The 14,653-nt window shown below is 43.8% G+C and carries 16 protein-coding genes; 9 read left to right on the forward strand and 7 right to left on the reverse strand.

Annotated elements, in window-relative coordinates; genetic code table 11:
• Positions 1–11 precede the first annotated feature (11 nt).
• Positions 12–1,346 (forward strand): TolC family outer membrane protein, encoded by a 1,335-nt coding sequence (locus CPC19_RS00595; RefSeq protein ID WP_035850705.1) that lies wholly within the window; start codon positions 12–14, stop codon positions 1,344–1,346.
• 47 nt (positions 1,347–1,393) lie between these two features.
• Here CPC19_RS00595 and CPC19_RS00600 read toward each other — a convergent pair whose 3' ends face one another.
• Genes CPC19_RS00600 through hldE form a run of 4 tightly spaced genes read right to left on the reverse strand, consistent with a single transcriptional unit; the run spans position 1,394 to position 6,246 of the window.
• Positions 1,394–2,599, reverse strand: coding sequence for a YbfB/YjiJ family MFS transporter (locus CPC19_RS00600; RefSeq protein WP_236610530.1), 1,206 nt, complete (start codon positions 2,597–2,599; stop codon positions 1,394–1,396).
• Entirely contained in the window at positions 2,571–3,842 is a 1,272-nt protein-coding gene (gene waaA / locus CPC19_RS00605; protein ID WP_016390372.1) for a lipid IV(A) 3-deoxy-D-manno-octulosonic acid transferase, read from the reverse strand. Before waaA ends, CPC19_RS00600 begins: the two co-directional genes overlap by 29 nt.
• A 4-nt stretch (positions 3,843–3,846) precedes the next feature.
• Positions 3,847–4,806, reverse strand: a complete 960-nt coding sequence (gene rfaD, locus CPC19_RS00610) for an ADP-glyceromanno-heptose 6-epimerase (RefSeq protein ID WP_016390371.1) — start codon at positions 4,804–4,806, stop codon at positions 3,847–3,849.
• A 6-nt stretch (positions 4,807–4,812) separates the two neighbouring features.
• Entirely contained in the window at positions 4,813–6,246 is a 1,434-nt protein-coding gene (hldE, locus tag CPC19_RS00615; protein WP_015004985.1) for a bifunctional D-glycero-beta-D-manno-heptose-7-phosphate kinase/D-glycero-beta-D-manno-heptose 1-phosphate adenylyltransferase HldE, read from the reverse strand.
• A gap of 121 nt (positions 6,247–6,367) precedes the next feature.
• Here hldE and arsC point away from each other — a divergent pair, with 121 nt between their 5' ends.
• The 7 genes from arsC (at position 6,368) to CPC19_RS00650 (ending at position 10,769) form a co-directional block, all read left to right on the forward strand.
• Positions 6,368–6,715: an arsenate reductase (glutaredoxin) gene (arsC, locus tag CPC19_RS00620; RefSeq protein WP_015004984.1), complete on the forward strand. Its 348-nt coding sequence runs from the start codon at positions 6,368–6,370 to the stop codon at positions 6,713–6,715.
• Positions 6,716–7,312, forward strand: coding sequence for an NAD(P)H:quinone oxidoreductase (gene wrbA / locus CPC19_RS00625; protein ID WP_016390370.1), 597 nt, complete (start codon positions 6,716–6,718; stop codon positions 7,310–7,312).
• Positions 7,312–7,665: a DUF2069 domain-containing protein gene (locus CPC19_RS00630; protein WP_015004982.1), complete on the forward strand. Its 354-nt coding sequence runs from the start codon at positions 7,312–7,314 to the stop codon at positions 7,663–7,665. Before wrbA ends, CPC19_RS00630 begins: the two co-directional genes overlap by 1 nt.
• A complete protein-coding gene (gene hda / locus CPC19_RS00635; protein WP_015004981.1) occupies positions 7,665–8,351 on the forward strand; it encodes a DnaA regulatory inactivator Hda in 687 nt (228 codons plus the stop codon). The genes CPC19_RS00630 and hda overlap by 1 nt, the downstream gene beginning before the upstream one ends.
• 72 nt (positions 8,352–8,423) lie before the next feature.
• A complete protein-coding gene (locus CPC19_RS00640; protein ID WP_015004980.1) occupies positions 8,424–9,170 on the forward strand; it encodes a DUF4197 domain-containing protein in 747 nt (248 codons plus the stop codon).
• Between the two features lie 23 nt (positions 9,171–9,193).
• Complete coding sequence (locus CPC19_RS00645; RefSeq protein ID WP_016390369.1) at positions 9,194–10,027, forward strand: mechanosensitive ion channel domain-containing protein; 834 nt, start codon at positions 9,194–9,196, stop codon at positions 10,025–10,027.
• Positions 10,028–10,196: 169 nt separating this feature from the next.
• A complete protein-coding gene (locus CPC19_RS00650) occupies positions 10,197–10,769 on the forward strand; it encodes a superoxide dismutase (protein ID WP_015004978.1) in 573 nt (190 codons plus the stop codon).
• A gap of 44 nt (positions 10,770–10,813) precedes the next feature.
• Here CPC19_RS00650 and CPC19_RS00655 read toward each other — a convergent pair whose 3' ends face one another.
• The 3 genes from CPC19_RS00655 to CPC19_RS00665 are packed head-to-tail and all read right to left on the reverse strand — an operon-like array spanning position 10,814 to position 13,496.
• Positions 10,814–11,863, reverse strand: coding sequence for an AI-2E family transporter (locus CPC19_RS00655; RefSeq protein WP_016390368.1), 1,050 nt, complete (start codon positions 11,861–11,863; stop codon positions 10,814–10,816).
• 1 nt (position 11,864) lies between these two features.
• Positions 11,865–12,419, reverse strand: coding sequence for a CDP-alcohol phosphatidyltransferase family protein (locus tag CPC19_RS00660; RefSeq protein WP_020931848.1), 555 nt, complete (start codon positions 12,417–12,419; stop codon positions 11,865–11,867).
• Positions 12,420–13,496, reverse strand: a complete 1,077-nt coding sequence (locus CPC19_RS00665) for a DUF2066 domain-containing protein (RefSeq protein WP_016390367.1) — start codon at positions 13,494–13,496, stop codon at positions 12,420–12,422.
• 117 nt (positions 13,497–13,613) lie between these two features.
• On the opposite strand from CPC19_RS00665, the gene purM reads away from it, so the two are divergent.
• A complete protein-coding gene (purM, locus tag CPC19_RS00670; protein WP_016390366.1) occupies positions 13,614–14,651 on the forward strand; it encodes a phosphoribosylformylglycinamidine cyclo-ligase in 1,038 nt (345 codons plus the stop codon).
• Positions 14,652–14,653: the final 2 nt, after the last annotated feature.

Genomic DNA, 14,653 nt, shown 5'->3' on the forward strand with positions numbered 1-14,653 from the left:
TCTTTACCAACATGATTTTTTTGAAAAAACTTCTTCCAAGTCTCGCTCTTTGTATTTTCCCTGTTTTAAGCATCGCCCAACCTATCGATTTGATGACGGCCTACAAACGTGCTCTTCAACATGATGCTGACATTCATGCTGCTTATAACCAGTTGCTATCCTCAAAAGAAGCAAGCCCACAGGCTTTAGCTGGGTTACTACCTAGCATTAACGCATCGGCGCTGTCTAACGATGTCCGCCAAGAAAGTGAAAGTAGTTTTTCGGGAACGGGGAAAAGCACAGACCAATTCCGTGATGAGGGCTTTGCAGTTTCCCTAAGACAGCCTCTTTTTAATTGGGCCAACTACACTCGCTACAAGCAAGCTAATAAACAGGTTTCTAGAGCCGAAGTAGAATATGAAATTGCGCAACAAGCACTAATTTTACGTTTAACCGAACGTTACCTTAACAGCCTTCAAGCCGAAGTAGCCTTAAACTTAGCAAACGACGATGTTAATGCTTTCACCCGTCAGCTTGAGCAAGCACAAGCTCGCTTTGAAGTTGGCCTTATCGCGATCACTGACGTACATAACGCCCAAGCTCGATATGATTTGTCTATTGCAACTCAAATTGCTGCACAAGATGACCTGTATTCTGCACAAGAGTCACTTCGAGAGATTATCCAAACCGACGAATTAGTACTGGCTCATTTAGCCTCTAGTTTCCCCTTATCTGCGCCTGAACCGAATGATATCAATCGCTGGGAAGAGTTTGCTGCCCTGCAAAACCTATCACTGGAAGTAGCTAAATACGATGTCAACATTGCTAAAAAAGAAATAGAGCTACAGCGCGCAGGCCACTACCCTACTGTAGATCTAGTCGCTTCTCACCAATATGCTGAAACCGGCGGTGGCAGCTTTGGAACTGGCTTAAGAAATGAATCCGATAGCATTGGCGTAGAACTAAATGTGCCTTTATTTGCGGGCGGAAGAACCAGCTCACTAACAAGGCAGGCAGCGTTTAACCATCAACAATCGTTAGATATCTTACAATCATTACAACGCACCACTCTAAGAAAAACGCGTGACGCATTTAGGGGCGTTACGGCCAACCTAAAACGCATCCAAGCCTTAGAGCAAGCCATTGTTTCAAACAAAAGCTCTTTAGATGCAAATGAAGTTGGCTTAGAAGTAGGGACCCGCACCATCGTTGATGTGCTTGATGCGCAAAGTAACTTATCACGAGCAAAACTTGAACTAAGCATTGCGAAAAAAGACTATATTCTTAATATTTTAAACCTTAAAAACAATGCTGGAACCCTTTCTGAGGCCGACCTTGGCATAATCAACAACTGGCTAGCACACTAGACACCGCTCATTATTAGCCGTAATAAAGAACACTAGCTACATAAGCATCATGGCGTTGCATTAAGTAACGCCATGTCTTTAATAGCCCATTTTTTGATCAGCCAAATAACAGCTGAACCGAACAAAACGCAGCCACTGGCCATAAATAATGAGGCATTATAATCACCCGTTGATGCTGCTAAATAGCCTGCGATAGTGGGCGCTATAATCTGCGGAACACCATAACTCATCGTTAACATACCCATCAGCTTTGCCGGCTTTGTCGGGTAAAATCGGCCCGCCATTGTCAACACAATGCTTACGATACCCACGAAAGTAAAACCATACAAAGCAGCACTTAATAAAGCAAACAGCAATGTATCGCTCAACGCGGGAAGCACGATACCTACCGCATGTATCAAAAATGCAAATAGCAGCGCATTCAAAATACCCGTTTTTCTTGAAATTAAATCCCAGATAATGCACGCTGGCGCGGCACAGGCGCCCAATACAAGAAATGCAATTTCACCTTGCCCCTTCAAAGCAGGCTGATTCTCGACTATTGCCACAATATACGTTGCGCTAATAACAAAGCCAAAACCTGCGCAAAAGTACACCAACAACATAAGCCCCAAGAACCGCTTACTGGGTGGTTTATCATCAAGAAGCTGCCCTTTTTCTGTTAGCTTGCTTGTAGCTGGAGGCGGTAACCATCGCCATGCAGGAATAGCTAACCCCGTCCCAACAAAACCGAGCAGCAACCATTGCTCTGACCAGCTGACTGACTTCGAGTATTCAAGTAATAAAGCTACAAGTACTATTCCTAACCCTATCCCAGAAAAGTGAATACCCATCTCGCTTCGATGGTGATGCCTAATCAACCAATTTAACATTAGGCCTGCGCCAATTAACAACCCGGCGGCCGTGCTAAAACCCGCAACAAAGCGCGAAACACCCCAAACCCAAGGGTTATCAGACAGCCCCATCATTATTGTTGTCATAATCGCAAGCAGTAAGCCTAGCCGGTAAATCCGGTCTTTAACAACGAGGTTTCCAACTAATGTCGCTGTTAACGCACCCAACATATAACCCACATAATTTATAGTCGCCAACCAACCCGCTAGCACCTTGGTTAATCCAGCCTGTTCAAACATGATAGGGATCATTGGCGTATAGGAAAAACGCGCAATACTCATTGTTAAGATCAGGCAAAAAATACCTGATGAAAGTACTTTAAAGCGGCTACTAACGAGACGCATTAACGATACTGACAATACGCTCTGCCACTTTATCCACCGCGCCTTTGTTTTGCTCAACAAAACGAAGGCCCTTCATTCCCATCTGATCTCGTTGCTCAGGGTGCTCGAGTAAGTCAACCACTTGTAATGCAAGTTCGTCCGCACCCATCACTTGAATCGCAGCGCCTTTTTTTAATAAGCACTCACTAATTTCGGTGAAGTTATGTACAAATGGACCAAAAAGAACCGGCACTGAATGAGCCGCCGCCTCAAGCATATTGTGCCCACCAGTTGGCACGAAACTACCACCAATAAATGCAACATCAACGGTTGCATAGTACAGTTTCAATTCACCCAAGGTATCCAGTAAAAACACGTCTGTTTTTACTGGCGATGATTTTTGCTCGCTTCGTCGCGTCACGGTATAACCACGTTTTTCACACAATTTTGCAACGGTGTTAAATCGCTCTGGGTGCCGAGGCACCAAAACTAACAAGCTATTCGGTAACTGTTTTTTAATTTGAGAAAAAGCATCCAATACTATTTCATCTTCGCCTTCATGCGTACTGGCAGCTATCCAACTAGGGCGCTGTTGAAACCAATCTCGCCTGATGACCTCTGCTTCTTCAAACAGATGGGCTGACATTTCTAGATCAAACTTAATATTACCTGGCACACTGATATTATTTTTATTTAAACCGAGATCAACGAACCGCTCTAAGGTCGCCTCAGTTTGCGCACAGACATGCGTAATATTCGCCAATGTTTGCACCATAAAAGCACCTAGTTTTGCATACCCCTTTGCAGACTTTTCAGAAAGTCGTGCGTTAACAATAATAGACGGCACAGCATTTTTCTGCGCTTGGTGAAGCATATTTGGCCAAATTTCTGTTTCTAGAATAATCGCTATGGCTGGTTTAAAACACCGATAAAAGCGCCACATCGCATCCGGCAAATCGTAAGGCAAATACACATGATGAACACGATAACCTAAAAATGCCTTTACTCGCGCAGAGCCCGTTGGCGTGGTTGTAGTAACCAAAATTGGCTTATCTGGATAAGCAGCTGCAATTTTATCAATCAGTGCAAAAGCTGCCTCTGCCTCACCGACAGACACGGTATGGAACCAAATAACCCCTTGCGGCTGACCTTTTTTATACCAACCAAAACGTTCTGCCCAACGGTTTAAGTATGCCGGTGCTTTGCGCCCACGGATTAACAGCCGTAAAATAAAAAACGGGGTCAGTAAGTACAATAAGACTGAGTACGCCAGTCGCATTAAACTAACCGGCGTTTAACCATTCCATGTAACACTTTACTCCTTCAGCCACGGTTTTGAATCTAACATCACAACCGGCCGCCCTTAACGCCGTTAAGTCTGCCTCTGTAAAGCTTTGATAATGTCCAATCAAATGGTCGGGAAAAGGAATGTAACTTAGGCTGCCTTTTTGGTGATAATCCAGTACGCCTTTCGCTACATCATTAAAAGGTTGGCTCTTACCCGTGCCACAATTATAAATTCCAGACACCGTTGGGTTATCCAAAAACCATAAATTCACGTCAACCACATCCGTCACATAAACAAAGTCACGTACTTGCTCACCATCTGCATAACCATCACAACCAGCGAAAAGTTTGATTTCACCTTTTTCAAGTAGTTGATTATTTAAGTGAAACGCTACACTCGCCATGCTTCCTTTATGCTGTTCACGGGGGCCATATACATTAAAATAACGCAGTCCAACTACTTGGCTTCTGGCCTCTTGCGGGCTTAATGCGTCTTGTGCTCTGACATATTGATCAAACAAGAATTTAGAATAACCATACACATTCAGTGGCGCTTCGTTGGATAAGTCTTCCTTAAAAACACGCCCACCGCCATAAACCGAGGCACTGGATGCATAAATAAACGGCACCTTATTTTCTTGGCAAAAATGGTAAAGGGTTTTCGAGTATTCATAATTGTTTTCCATCATAAACTGACCATCCCACTCAGTTGTAGATGAGCAGGCGCCTTGATGGAAAAGCGCTTCAATCTTAACCCCGTCGAGGTCCCCGCCTAATACACTATCTAAGAAATCATCTTTATCCATATAGTCGGCAATCCGGCCATCCACGATGTTCTTAAATTTTGTGCCGTCTTTTAAGTCATCAACGACTAAGATGTCGCTAATACCTCTAGCGTTTAAACCTTGCACTATATTGCTGCCAATAAACCCTGCACCACCTGTTACGATTATCATCTTCGTTTACCTTTTATCGCTTGTATCGCGTATATTTTTAATCAAATTGGTCGTTGAACAACCATCCACATAATCCAGCACATAGGTAGAACCACCTGCCTTGGCAACACAATCATGTCCTTCAATATCTTCAATTCGTTGATAGTCGCCACCTTTCACCAACACATCAGGCAAAATGCGACAAATATGCTCGCGTGGTGAATCTTCTGAAAAAGCGCAAACCCAATCTACACACGCTAATGCGGACAACATTTCTGCACGTGTTGCTAAATTATTAATCGGCCGCTCAGGGCCCTTTAAGCGAGACACCGAGGCATCATCATTCACTAAAATAATTAACCGATCACCCAACGCCTTTGCTTGCTGCAAATACCGCACATGTCCTGGGTGTAAAATATCAAAGCAACCGTTTGTTAGTACAATTTTTTCGCCATTCAAGCGCGCTGTTGAAATCGCTTCTGACAACTCATCTGCACTAACATAGCCGCGAGGCATGTCTTCTAAGGTGTGCAAAGTCGCCTGCAACTCTTGCTGAGTAATCGATGCCGTGCCTAATTTAGCCACCACTAAGCCGGCTGCTTGATTAGCCAATACGGTGGCTTCTGAAAAACTTGAGCCCGCAGCCAAGCATGCTGCTAATGTTGAAATAACCGTATCACCTGCGCCCGTCACATCAAACACTTCTTGCGCCTGCGTTGGTAAATGAATCGGCGGCTGTTGCGGCTGCAATAAGGTCATGCCTTTGTCACCACGGGTAACCAATAACGCCTCCAGCTCTAGCTCATTAAGCAAGGCAGCGCCACGAATAACGACATCCTCATCACTCTCACATTCACCTACCACGGCTTGAAACTCACTCCAATTTGGGGTAATTAACGTGGCCCCTCGGTATTTGCTAAAGTCTGTTCCTTTCGGGTCTATTAATACTTTTTTACCTGCTGCTTTTGCCGCAGCAATAAGTTGTGTTACAGACGCCAGCGTTCCTTTGCCATAATCTGACAAAATCACCACATCATGCGAGGCAAGTACCGCTGTATAGTGTTCTAGTAAGGCCTCTGCCGGCAAATCATGAAAACTGTCTTCAAAGTCCAAACGAATCAATTGCTGATGACGACTTAAAATGCGTAATTTGGTAATCGTTGGCTGATTAGCCAGTGTCATAAACTGACACACTACTTTTGCTTCTTCTAGCTGACTTTTTAACGATCTTGCTGCGTCATCATCACCGGTATAACCAAGAACTGACACTGCCGCATCCAAACCCGCAATATTTAACGCAACGTTTCCGGCACCGCCTGGGCGATCTTCTACATTTTTAACGTGCACAACAGGCACTGGCGCTTCTGGAGAAATACGCGAGGTATCGCCTTGCCAGTTTCTATCCAGCATCAAGTCTCCAACAACCAGTACTGACGCTTGGCTAAAATCAGGTAATTTCATCTTCGAATTCTTATTTAATAATCTACCGCCCATCATATCACGCAGCACACAAAGCAGAAAAAGCCTGCCCTAAATTAACAGATAATTTATAATTCAAGAAAACACGCATGAGGATACTCTGTTGAGCATTAAAATTTATCATAACCCACGTTGCAGCAAATCTCGCCAAACACTCCAACTACTTGAAGAAAAAGGCGTTCAACCAGACGTTATCGAGTACCTGAAGAAAGCACCTAGCCGAGCCGAACTAGAATCCATATTAAGCATGCTCAATATGGAGCCACGCGACTTAATGCGCAAAGGCGAAGCCATTTATAAAGAACAAAACCTAAAGGACAACAGCCTTAGCGATGAACAGTTAATCACAGCAATGCTGGAGAACCCTATTTTAATTGAACGGCCTATCGTCTTAGCGAATGGCAAAGCAGCAATTGGCCGCCCACCTGAAACCGTTCTGGAAATTTTATAAATGAACACCGAGGTCCTGGTTCTATTTTATAGTCGCCATGGCGCAACAGCTAACATGGCCAGTGTGATTGCTCGGGGCGTGGAAAGCATAGAAGGCGTACAAGCTAAAATTCGTACCGTGCCAGCCATTTCTAGCGTTTGTGAAGCAACTGAAGACAATATTCCAGCTGACGGTGCTTTATACGCCAACTTAGACGACCTTAAAAACTGTCACGGACTCATCTTGGGTAGCCCGACTCGATTTGGCAATATGGCTGCACCCTTAAAATACTTTCTTGATGGTACTAGCAACCTGTGGCTATCTGGCGCGCTGATTGGCAAGCCTGCTGCCGTTTTTACCTCAACCAGTAGTCTTCACGGGGGGCAGGAAACAACGCTCACATCAATGATGCTACCGTTGCTTCACCACGGCATGTTGCTGGCCGGGCTACCGTACTCTGAACCATCATTGTTAGAAACACAATCTGGTGGCACACCATACGGCGCCAGTCATCTAGCAGGCCCTGATAACTCGCGAAAACTAGATCAACACGAATCTGACTTATGCCTTGCTCTTGGCAAAAGAATCGCCCTACTCGCAAAAAAACTTAATTCATAATGACTTTACCCGGTAAAAAAGCAGCGTACTGGTTGCAACTACTCAGCTACCTTTGCTTAATTGGCTTCATAACCGCTTGGATCACCCTACTCGCGCCACCACAAACCTTCCCAGTAGCCTTGGTGCTTATCACCTGTGTTATCCCATTATTATTACCATTAAGGGGTGTTCTACATGGTAAAGAAAAGCCCGTTAACTGGGCGGCTTACTTAAGCCTGCTGTACTTTATACATGGCACAACCGAAGCGTTTGCAAGCTCAACTACTCGACTGCTTGGCCTTCTTGAAATTGTCATCAGCTTAACGGTATTTTTTAGCGCCTCTCTATATATTCGTCACATTAGCAAACATTAATGCACCCCCAACTGCCTCTGCCTTTCAAGTTAAAAGAAGCGTTTAACTTTGAGAGCTTTATTGCCACTGAGAATCAACTGGTCATTAAGTCCCTAAAAGATGCCGATGAACCGTTTATTTTTCTTTGGGGCGACATAGGAACCGGTAAGTCTCATTTATTACAATCGGCTTGCCAACGCCAAAGCCAACTGGGTGGCACAGCCAGCTATTTGCCAGCAAAAGAGCTACTGGGCACCTCGGCAAAAATACTGGAGGGCTTGGCGAACCTCGACCTAATTTGTATAGATGATATCGACATCCTATGTGAAAAGGCTGATTGGGAAGAGGCCTTATTTAACCTGTTTAATCAAATTAAACAGCAAACTGGGCGTTTAATTGTAAGCGCCACGGTATCGCCACAACATCTTCAGATCAGCCTTAACGATTTGCAAAGCCGATTAAATAGCGGCCTTCCACTTAACTTGGCCCCTCTTAGCGACGAAAGCACCCTACAAGCCTTACAAGCACGTGCTCAAAAACTCGGCTTAGAACTTAACCGTGAAACCGCTAACTATTTAATGACGCACTTTCCTAGAAATCTGCATACGCTCTGGAACTTGCTTAACACATTAGACAAAGCAAGCCTAGCAGCCCAGCGAAAGTTGACCATTCCTTTTTTAAAGTCCACGTTATCAAAATCGATATAAGCCATTATTGATTAAGGCTGTGTTCAGTTCGGGGAAATATGATATCGTTTTTAAAAACAAGGAGACGTTTCCATGAACAATTGGCTAAAACAAACGACGTTTATCATCGCTTTATTAACAACACCTCTTGTCAACGCAGGGCTTTTTGATTTTATTAAAGACATCGATACCAGCAAGCTCAGCATTCCAACATCCAGCCAACTTCCCGCAAATTTAAGTCAGACTGATGTTATTGCAGGACTAAAAGAAGCCCTTAAAAAAGGCACGACCGTTGCTGTTAACAATTTAAGCCAAGAAGGTGGTTTCTTGAACCATGAGGATGTAAAGGTCCCCATTCCAAGCAGCTTACAACCCATTGCCTCTTCACTGGAAATGCTTGGCCAAGGTCGTTTAGTAGACAGCTTCCAAGCCACGCTCAACAAGGCCGCCGAACAAGCAGCCCCTGAAGCGGCTACTATTTTTGCAAACACCATTCAAAACATGAGTATTGATGATGCGGCACAGATTCTCAATGGATCAGATACCGCTGCAACTGACTATTTCAAACAACACAGCTCCGAGCAATTACTTAACAAGTTCCTACCCATTGTTAAACAGTCAACAGATAGTGCTGGTGTTACCGCCAGTTACAAGCAACTTATCGCTAACTCAGGCTCGATCGGCCAATTAGTTTCCTCACAAACACCGGATCTTGACACGTTTGTTGCACAAAAAGCGGTTGACGCTATGTTTTTACGAATTGCCGAGCAAGAAAAGCTCATCCGTGAAAACCCTGCAGCCCGAACAACCGATTTACTAAAAAAAGTCTTCACCCCCTAACCAAAAACTAACCGAGGTATAAAATGGAAAACGTATTATCCGAAGAAACCCTTCTTCAAGTTCAAGAGCTACTCACCGTATACGGGCTTAAAATCATCGCTGCACTCGCAATATTTATTATTGGTAAGATGATTGCTAAGTCGATTAAGTCCGGCGTCATTAAAGCAATGAAAAAAGGCGGCTCAGACCCGATCCTTATTTCATTCACTACTAACATTATTTATACCGCTCTACTGGCTTTCGTCATCATTGCCTCACTGGGGCAACTGGGCATACAAACCACTTCCTTTATTGCCATCATTGGTGCTGCTGGTTTAGCGATTGGTTTAGCCCTTCAAGGCTCATTAGCAAACTTTGCCGCTGGCGTATTAATGATTATTTTTCGTCCCTTCAAAAAAGGCGATTTTATTGAAGGTGCTGGCGCTTCAGGTATCATCGAAGAAGTTCATATTTTCAATACCGTGATGCGTACTGGCGATAATAAAACCATTATCATTCCTAACGGCAGCTTAATGGGCGGAAATATTGTTAACTACTCAACCAAGCCAACACGACGTTTAGATTTAGTTATTGGCATTGGTTATGATGATGATATTAAGAAAGCAAAATCCGTATTAGACGAACTCATGCAAAATGAAACACGCATCTTAAAAGACCCCGCTCCAACCATTGGCCTACTCGAATTAGGCGATAGCAGCGTAAACTTCGCCGTACGCCCTTGGGTCAACTCTGCTGATTATTGGGGTGTGCATTTCGACTTACTCGAAAGCATCAAATTACGCTTTGATAGCGAAGGCATTAGCATTCCTTACCCACAACAAGACATCCACGTACACAATACAAGCGACGACAAGTAACGTCATTTAAAACGCTTACCAAAAGGGCTGGTTTACCAGCCCTTTTGCTTTTTGCAAAAAAATAACGGTAAGTCTCATTTAATATTGATTTATATCATAAACTTTACTATTGTGATGTACGTACTTTTTAACGCGCTTAGCGCATCACTTAACTACAAAGGCAATTATCATGGCACATGAATTACCCGCTCTTCCTTATGCAATTGACGCACTGGAACCTCATATCTCTCAAGAAACACTAGAGTTTCACCACGGTAAACATCACGCAACCTATGTTACTAAATTAAATGGTTTAATCCCTGGAACAGAGTTTGAGAACGCAAGTCTTGAAGAGATTGTCAAAAACTCTTCTGGCCCTATTTTTAATAATGCAGCACAAATCTGGAACCACACATTTTATTGGAACTGTTTAACGCCAAACAGCACTGAGCCAACAGGTGATTTATTGGCTGCCATCAATGAAGCATACGGTTCTGTTGACGCATTTAAAGCAGAGTTTACAGACAAGTCTGTTAATTTATTTGGCGCTGGCTGGTGCTGGTTGGTTAAAAATGCTGATGGCAAACTTGAAATCGTTCAAACCAGCAATGCGGGCACACCGTTAACCGCTGGCCAAACACCATTATTAACTTGTGACGTATGGGAGCACGCTTACTACATCGACTGTCGTAACGCTCGCCCTGCCTACATGGATAAATTTTGGGCATTAGTGAACTGGGATTTTGTTGCACAAAACCTATAGTCACGAGACATAATTATAAAAAGGCACCGAATCGGTGCCTTTTTTTATGTTTGCTTGTATAACTCACTGCTTTTATATTGATCATTGACGTGTCTCAATAGTACAAATAAAACCGCCGCCACCGGCAAAGCCAATAAGACCCCGGTCACTCCAAAAAACTGACCACCAACCATCACCGAAAATATGACCGTTACCGGATGCAAACCGATCTTATCGCCGACCAACACAGGGGTTAACACGAAGCTTTCTAAAACTTGTGCTACTGCAAACACTACTAAGATTGGCAAAACACCACTGACATCATGCAACTGAAAAACAGACGTAGCGCAGGCCAATACAAGCCCCACAATCAAACCTAGATAAGGCACAAAACTGACCAGCCCGATAATTAAGCTGATTAACAAGGAAAACTCCAGCCCCACTAGACTTAATCCAATATAGTAAATAACTGACTGGCTAGCCATTACTAAAAGTTGTCCCTTGAAAAAAGCGCCAAGAACAGCATCAACTTCGTGCGCAATACCCGTTAACTTATCTTCTAGCCGACGTGGAAACGAATGTTGAATGCGTTCTAATATCGCATTCCAATCGCGTAAAAAGTAAAACGTGACGAGTGGAATCAACAGCAGATTAGTCAGCGCCGACAAGAAAGCCATTCCAGACGAGCTGACAGAGCTCAAGATGCTTGCCACGACACTACCAGCACTGCCAATATTGTCTTGCAGAGTCTGTTGAATTTCATCTACATTCACGGAGCCATAGTGATTTAAACGAACTTGCAGCCACGGCAGCACCGTTTCTTTTACCCAACTGATAATAGCCGGTACTTTTTCAACCAAACTAGCAAACTGTTGCTCTATCAGCGGCACAAGCACGATGGCCACGCCTGCCAAAAGAGTAAAGATTACAACAAACACCAAGCTGACCGCCCATGATCGCTGCCACTTATGTTTTTCCAGCCACGTTGCCAGTGGGTCACCTAAGTAGGCTAATAATGCCGCACAAACAAATGGCATTAAAATGGGCAATAACACGTAAGCCAGACCAATAAAGGCAATGGCAACTAAATAGTACTTAGTGTTATCGTTTTTCATACTACTCCCGAACCTTCGCTTCCCATGCTTTAAACCCCCAGCTCCAAACATACTCCAAACCACTAATGACAGTAGTTGCAGCAACCGAATAAAGCGCAAACTCAATCCAACTGTGCGGTATAGGCACGATGCCTTGGCTGGCTATTAACAACACCAAATAAACGATCTGAAATGTCGTATTTAACTTACTAGAAAATGGTGGCGTGCCTTGAAACGTCTCAATCATCAAGTGATACGCTAGAGCGCCAAAAGACACAATGACGTCACGCAACAAAATCACAATAAATAGCCAAGCAGGCATTAAGCCTGTTAAGACGCATACTAAAAAGCAGGACACCAATAGCAACTTATCAGCTAATGGGTCTAGAAAAGACCCCAACTGGCTCGTCCAGTCATATCGCTTGGCTAAAAAACCATCTAATGCATCTGACAACCCAGCAATAATAAAAAGCGCCAAGGTCATCTGATACTGCTTGTTCCATAACAAATAGATGATTGGTAAAACTAATACAATCCTAATGACACTGATCAGGTTAGGAATATCGCGCCTATTCATTTAGTTGACTCGGTAGTAAAGAACTTTTTCCAATGGTTGAGCAGGCAAGCTATTGATATCGGCACTAACCGGGGCAACTAGTCTTTGAGAACTACCCAGTGACAAAACATCGTTCAATGCAATGGTCTGTATCAATACCGACTCATCACCTGTGATAACTAGGTTCAGCACCACCTTATTTCCCTGTAATTGCTCCCAGCTTAATTTTTTTACCATATCAAGTGATGATAAATAGCCTGTAGCGCGAGTAAATGCCAGCAGGTCATCAACTCCAATCAGCTCAATTGTCAGCTTTTTTTCCAAGCTGACAATACCCATCGGAGCGTAAATATCTGCTAGCTTTTCTGTCATTTCAATAAATACCGGCTGAAAAACAGTACTAACACCGGAGGATTTTTCCACCCCATCGTATTGCCGACCTTCACTTAGCCAAGTCCAGTTAAGCTGCCATATCCCGTTGGTTTTTAACAACCGAGCAAAGATTACCTGATTTGTACTATAACGTTGAGAAGCGAGCGCTATCTGCTCTGAAAAACCTGCCCTTATATCGTTAAAACTAACGGCTCTTTGATCTTCCAAATCTAACAAAGGTAGGGTCACTGCTAAGCCAGCATCTAACGACTCTTGTTTCAGCGCATCAGCCAATTCTTTGCCTGTGCTGCTATTGAGTATATAACGATCATTACCATCATCCACTGCTAACCATAACAACACATCCGGCCTATTAGCGCCCCAAACAGGCACATCAAACTGTTGCAAAGTTCGATCTAATGCAGTTTTTTGAAACCTAACGATCAACCAATATCCGTTATCTTGATCTCTTTTTTTATACTGGAACTGCTCTACATAGGAGCCAACATTCGATAAGGCTTCCAGTAACGGCGAATTATTCAATGTACTACGACGGCCAGAGACTTTACGTACTACTGTATGAAGCGCCTGTTTAATGGCCTGATTACGCACAGACTGAGACTGGTCATCAACTGCTACTTGCGCCGTGTATAGGCCCTCTAGCTGCACCGCATATGCCGGCACAGATAACAGTAACAATAAAATACTCACTAAAAAACGCATCATTACGCCCACACAACCTTAATTAATAATAAGCTATAGCATAATATAGTTAGCCCTATTACTGCCAACAATTAACTCAACTGATATAATCTAACTTTTTATGACCGAATACAGTTTATTTTGAACGATTCAAAGAATAGCCTAAGCTATAAAGACGCAGGTGTTGATATTGATGCCGGCACACAACTCGTCGAACGAATAAAGCCTATTGCTAAACGAACCCAGCGCGCAGGCGTCCTGTCAGGGCTGGGCGGCTTTGGCTCTTTATTTGAGCTACCACTCGATCGTTATAAAAAGCCCGTGCTTGTCTCCGGCACCGATGGTGTTGGAACAAAACTTAAATTGGCTATGATGCTGAACAAGCATGACACGATCGGCATAGACCTTGTTGCCATGTGCGTCAATGACATCATCGTAACCGGCGCTGAACCTTTATTCTTTCTCGACTATTACGCAACAGGCAAACTCAATGTAGACGTGGCCAGTGACGTAATTGCAGGCATTGGAAAGGGTTGTGAATTGGCCGGTGCCGCACTGGTTGGCGGTGAAACCGCCGAAATGCCCGGAATGTATCATGGCGAAGATTACGACTTAGCAGGCTTTAGTGTTGGTATTGCTGAAAAAGACAACATCATTGATGGCACTGAGGTTGCCGTTGGCGATATATTAATTGGCCTTGCCTCATCAGGCGCACATTCAAATGGCTACTCATTAATTCGCAAAGTAATCGAACTACAAGACGACCTAAATCAAACATTGGACAACAAACCTCTTACCGATGTTTTACTCGAACCAACGCGTATTTACGTTAAGACCCTACTTGATTTAATTAGCAAACAACCCATTCATGCCATCGCTCATATTACCGGTGGCGGCATCACCGAGAACTTGCCCCGCGTCTTACCTGACAATACAGTAGCCAATGTAAAACTAGGTAGCTGGCCAACTCTCGCGTTGTTCGATTGGCTTCAAGAAGAAGGCAATATTAGCGATGAGGAAATGCTTAAAACTTTTAATTGCGGCATCGGCATGGTCCTTTGCGTCGCAAAAGACAATGTAGACGCTGTTCTCGCTCAACTTGAATCAAGCGGAGAGTCTGCATTCATCATCGGCGATATTGCCCAAGCCGAGGGCGAACCCAAGGTTAACTACCTTTAATC

Source organism: Cycloclasticus sp. PY97N (genome assembly GCF_002443175.1).
GTDB lineage: Bacteria > Pseudomonadota > Gammaproteobacteria > Methylococcales > Cycloclasticaceae > Cycloclasticus > Cycloclasticus pugetii.

What these genes read in the sequence shown, in the direction of transcription:
- CPC19_RS00595 (WP_035850705.1), top strand. Translation starts at nt 12, where the DNA reads ATGATTTTTTTGAAAAAACTTCTTCCAAGTCTCGCTCTTTGTATTTTC.
- waaA (WP_016390372.1), bottom strand. Translation starts at nt 3,842, where the DNA reads ATGCGACTGGCGTACTCAGTCTTATTGTACTTACTGACCCCGTTTTTT.
- rfaD (WP_016390371.1), bottom strand. Translation starts at nt 4,806, where the DNA reads ATGATAATCGTAACAGGTGGTGCAGGGTTTATTGGCAGCAATATAGTG.
- hldE (WP_015004985.1), bottom strand. Translation starts at nt 6,246, where the DNA reads ATGAAATTACCTGATTTTAGCCAAGCGTCAGTACTGGTTGTTGGAGAC.
- wrbA (WP_016390370.1), top strand. Translation starts at nt 6,716, where the DNA reads ATGAACACCGAGGTCCTGGTTCTATTTTATAGTCGCCATGGCGCAACA.
- CPC19_RS00630 (WP_015004982.1), top strand. Translation starts at nt 7,312, where the DNA reads ATGACTTTACCCGGTAAAAAAGCAGCGTACTGGTTGCAACTACTCAGC.
- hda (WP_015004981.1), top strand. Translation starts at nt 7,665, where the DNA reads ATGCACCCCCAACTGCCTCTGCCTTTCAAGTTAAAAGAAGCGTTTAAC.
- CPC19_RS00640 (WP_015004980.1), top strand. Translation starts at nt 8,424, where the DNA reads ATGAACAATTGGCTAAAACAAACGACGTTTATCATCGCTTTATTAACA.
- CPC19_RS00645 (WP_016390369.1), top strand. Translation starts at nt 9,194, where the DNA reads ATGGAAAACGTATTATCCGAAGAAACCCTTCTTCAAGTTCAAGAGCTA.
- CPC19_RS00650 (WP_015004978.1), top strand. Translation starts at nt 10,197, where the DNA reads ATGGCACATGAATTACCCGCTCTTCCTTATGCAATTGACGCACTGGAA.
- CPC19_RS00655 (WP_016390368.1), bottom strand. Translation starts at nt 11,863, where the DNA reads ATGAAAAACGATAACACTAAGTACTATTTAGTTGCCATTGCCTTTATT.
- CPC19_RS00660 (WP_020931848.1), bottom strand. Translation starts at nt 12,419, where the DNA reads ATGAATAGGCGCGATATTCCTAACCTGATCAGTGTCATTAGGATTGTA.
- CPC19_RS00665 (WP_016390367.1), bottom strand. Translation starts at nt 13,496, where the DNA reads ATGATGCGTTTTTTAGTGAGTATTTTATTGTTACTGTTATCTGTGCCG.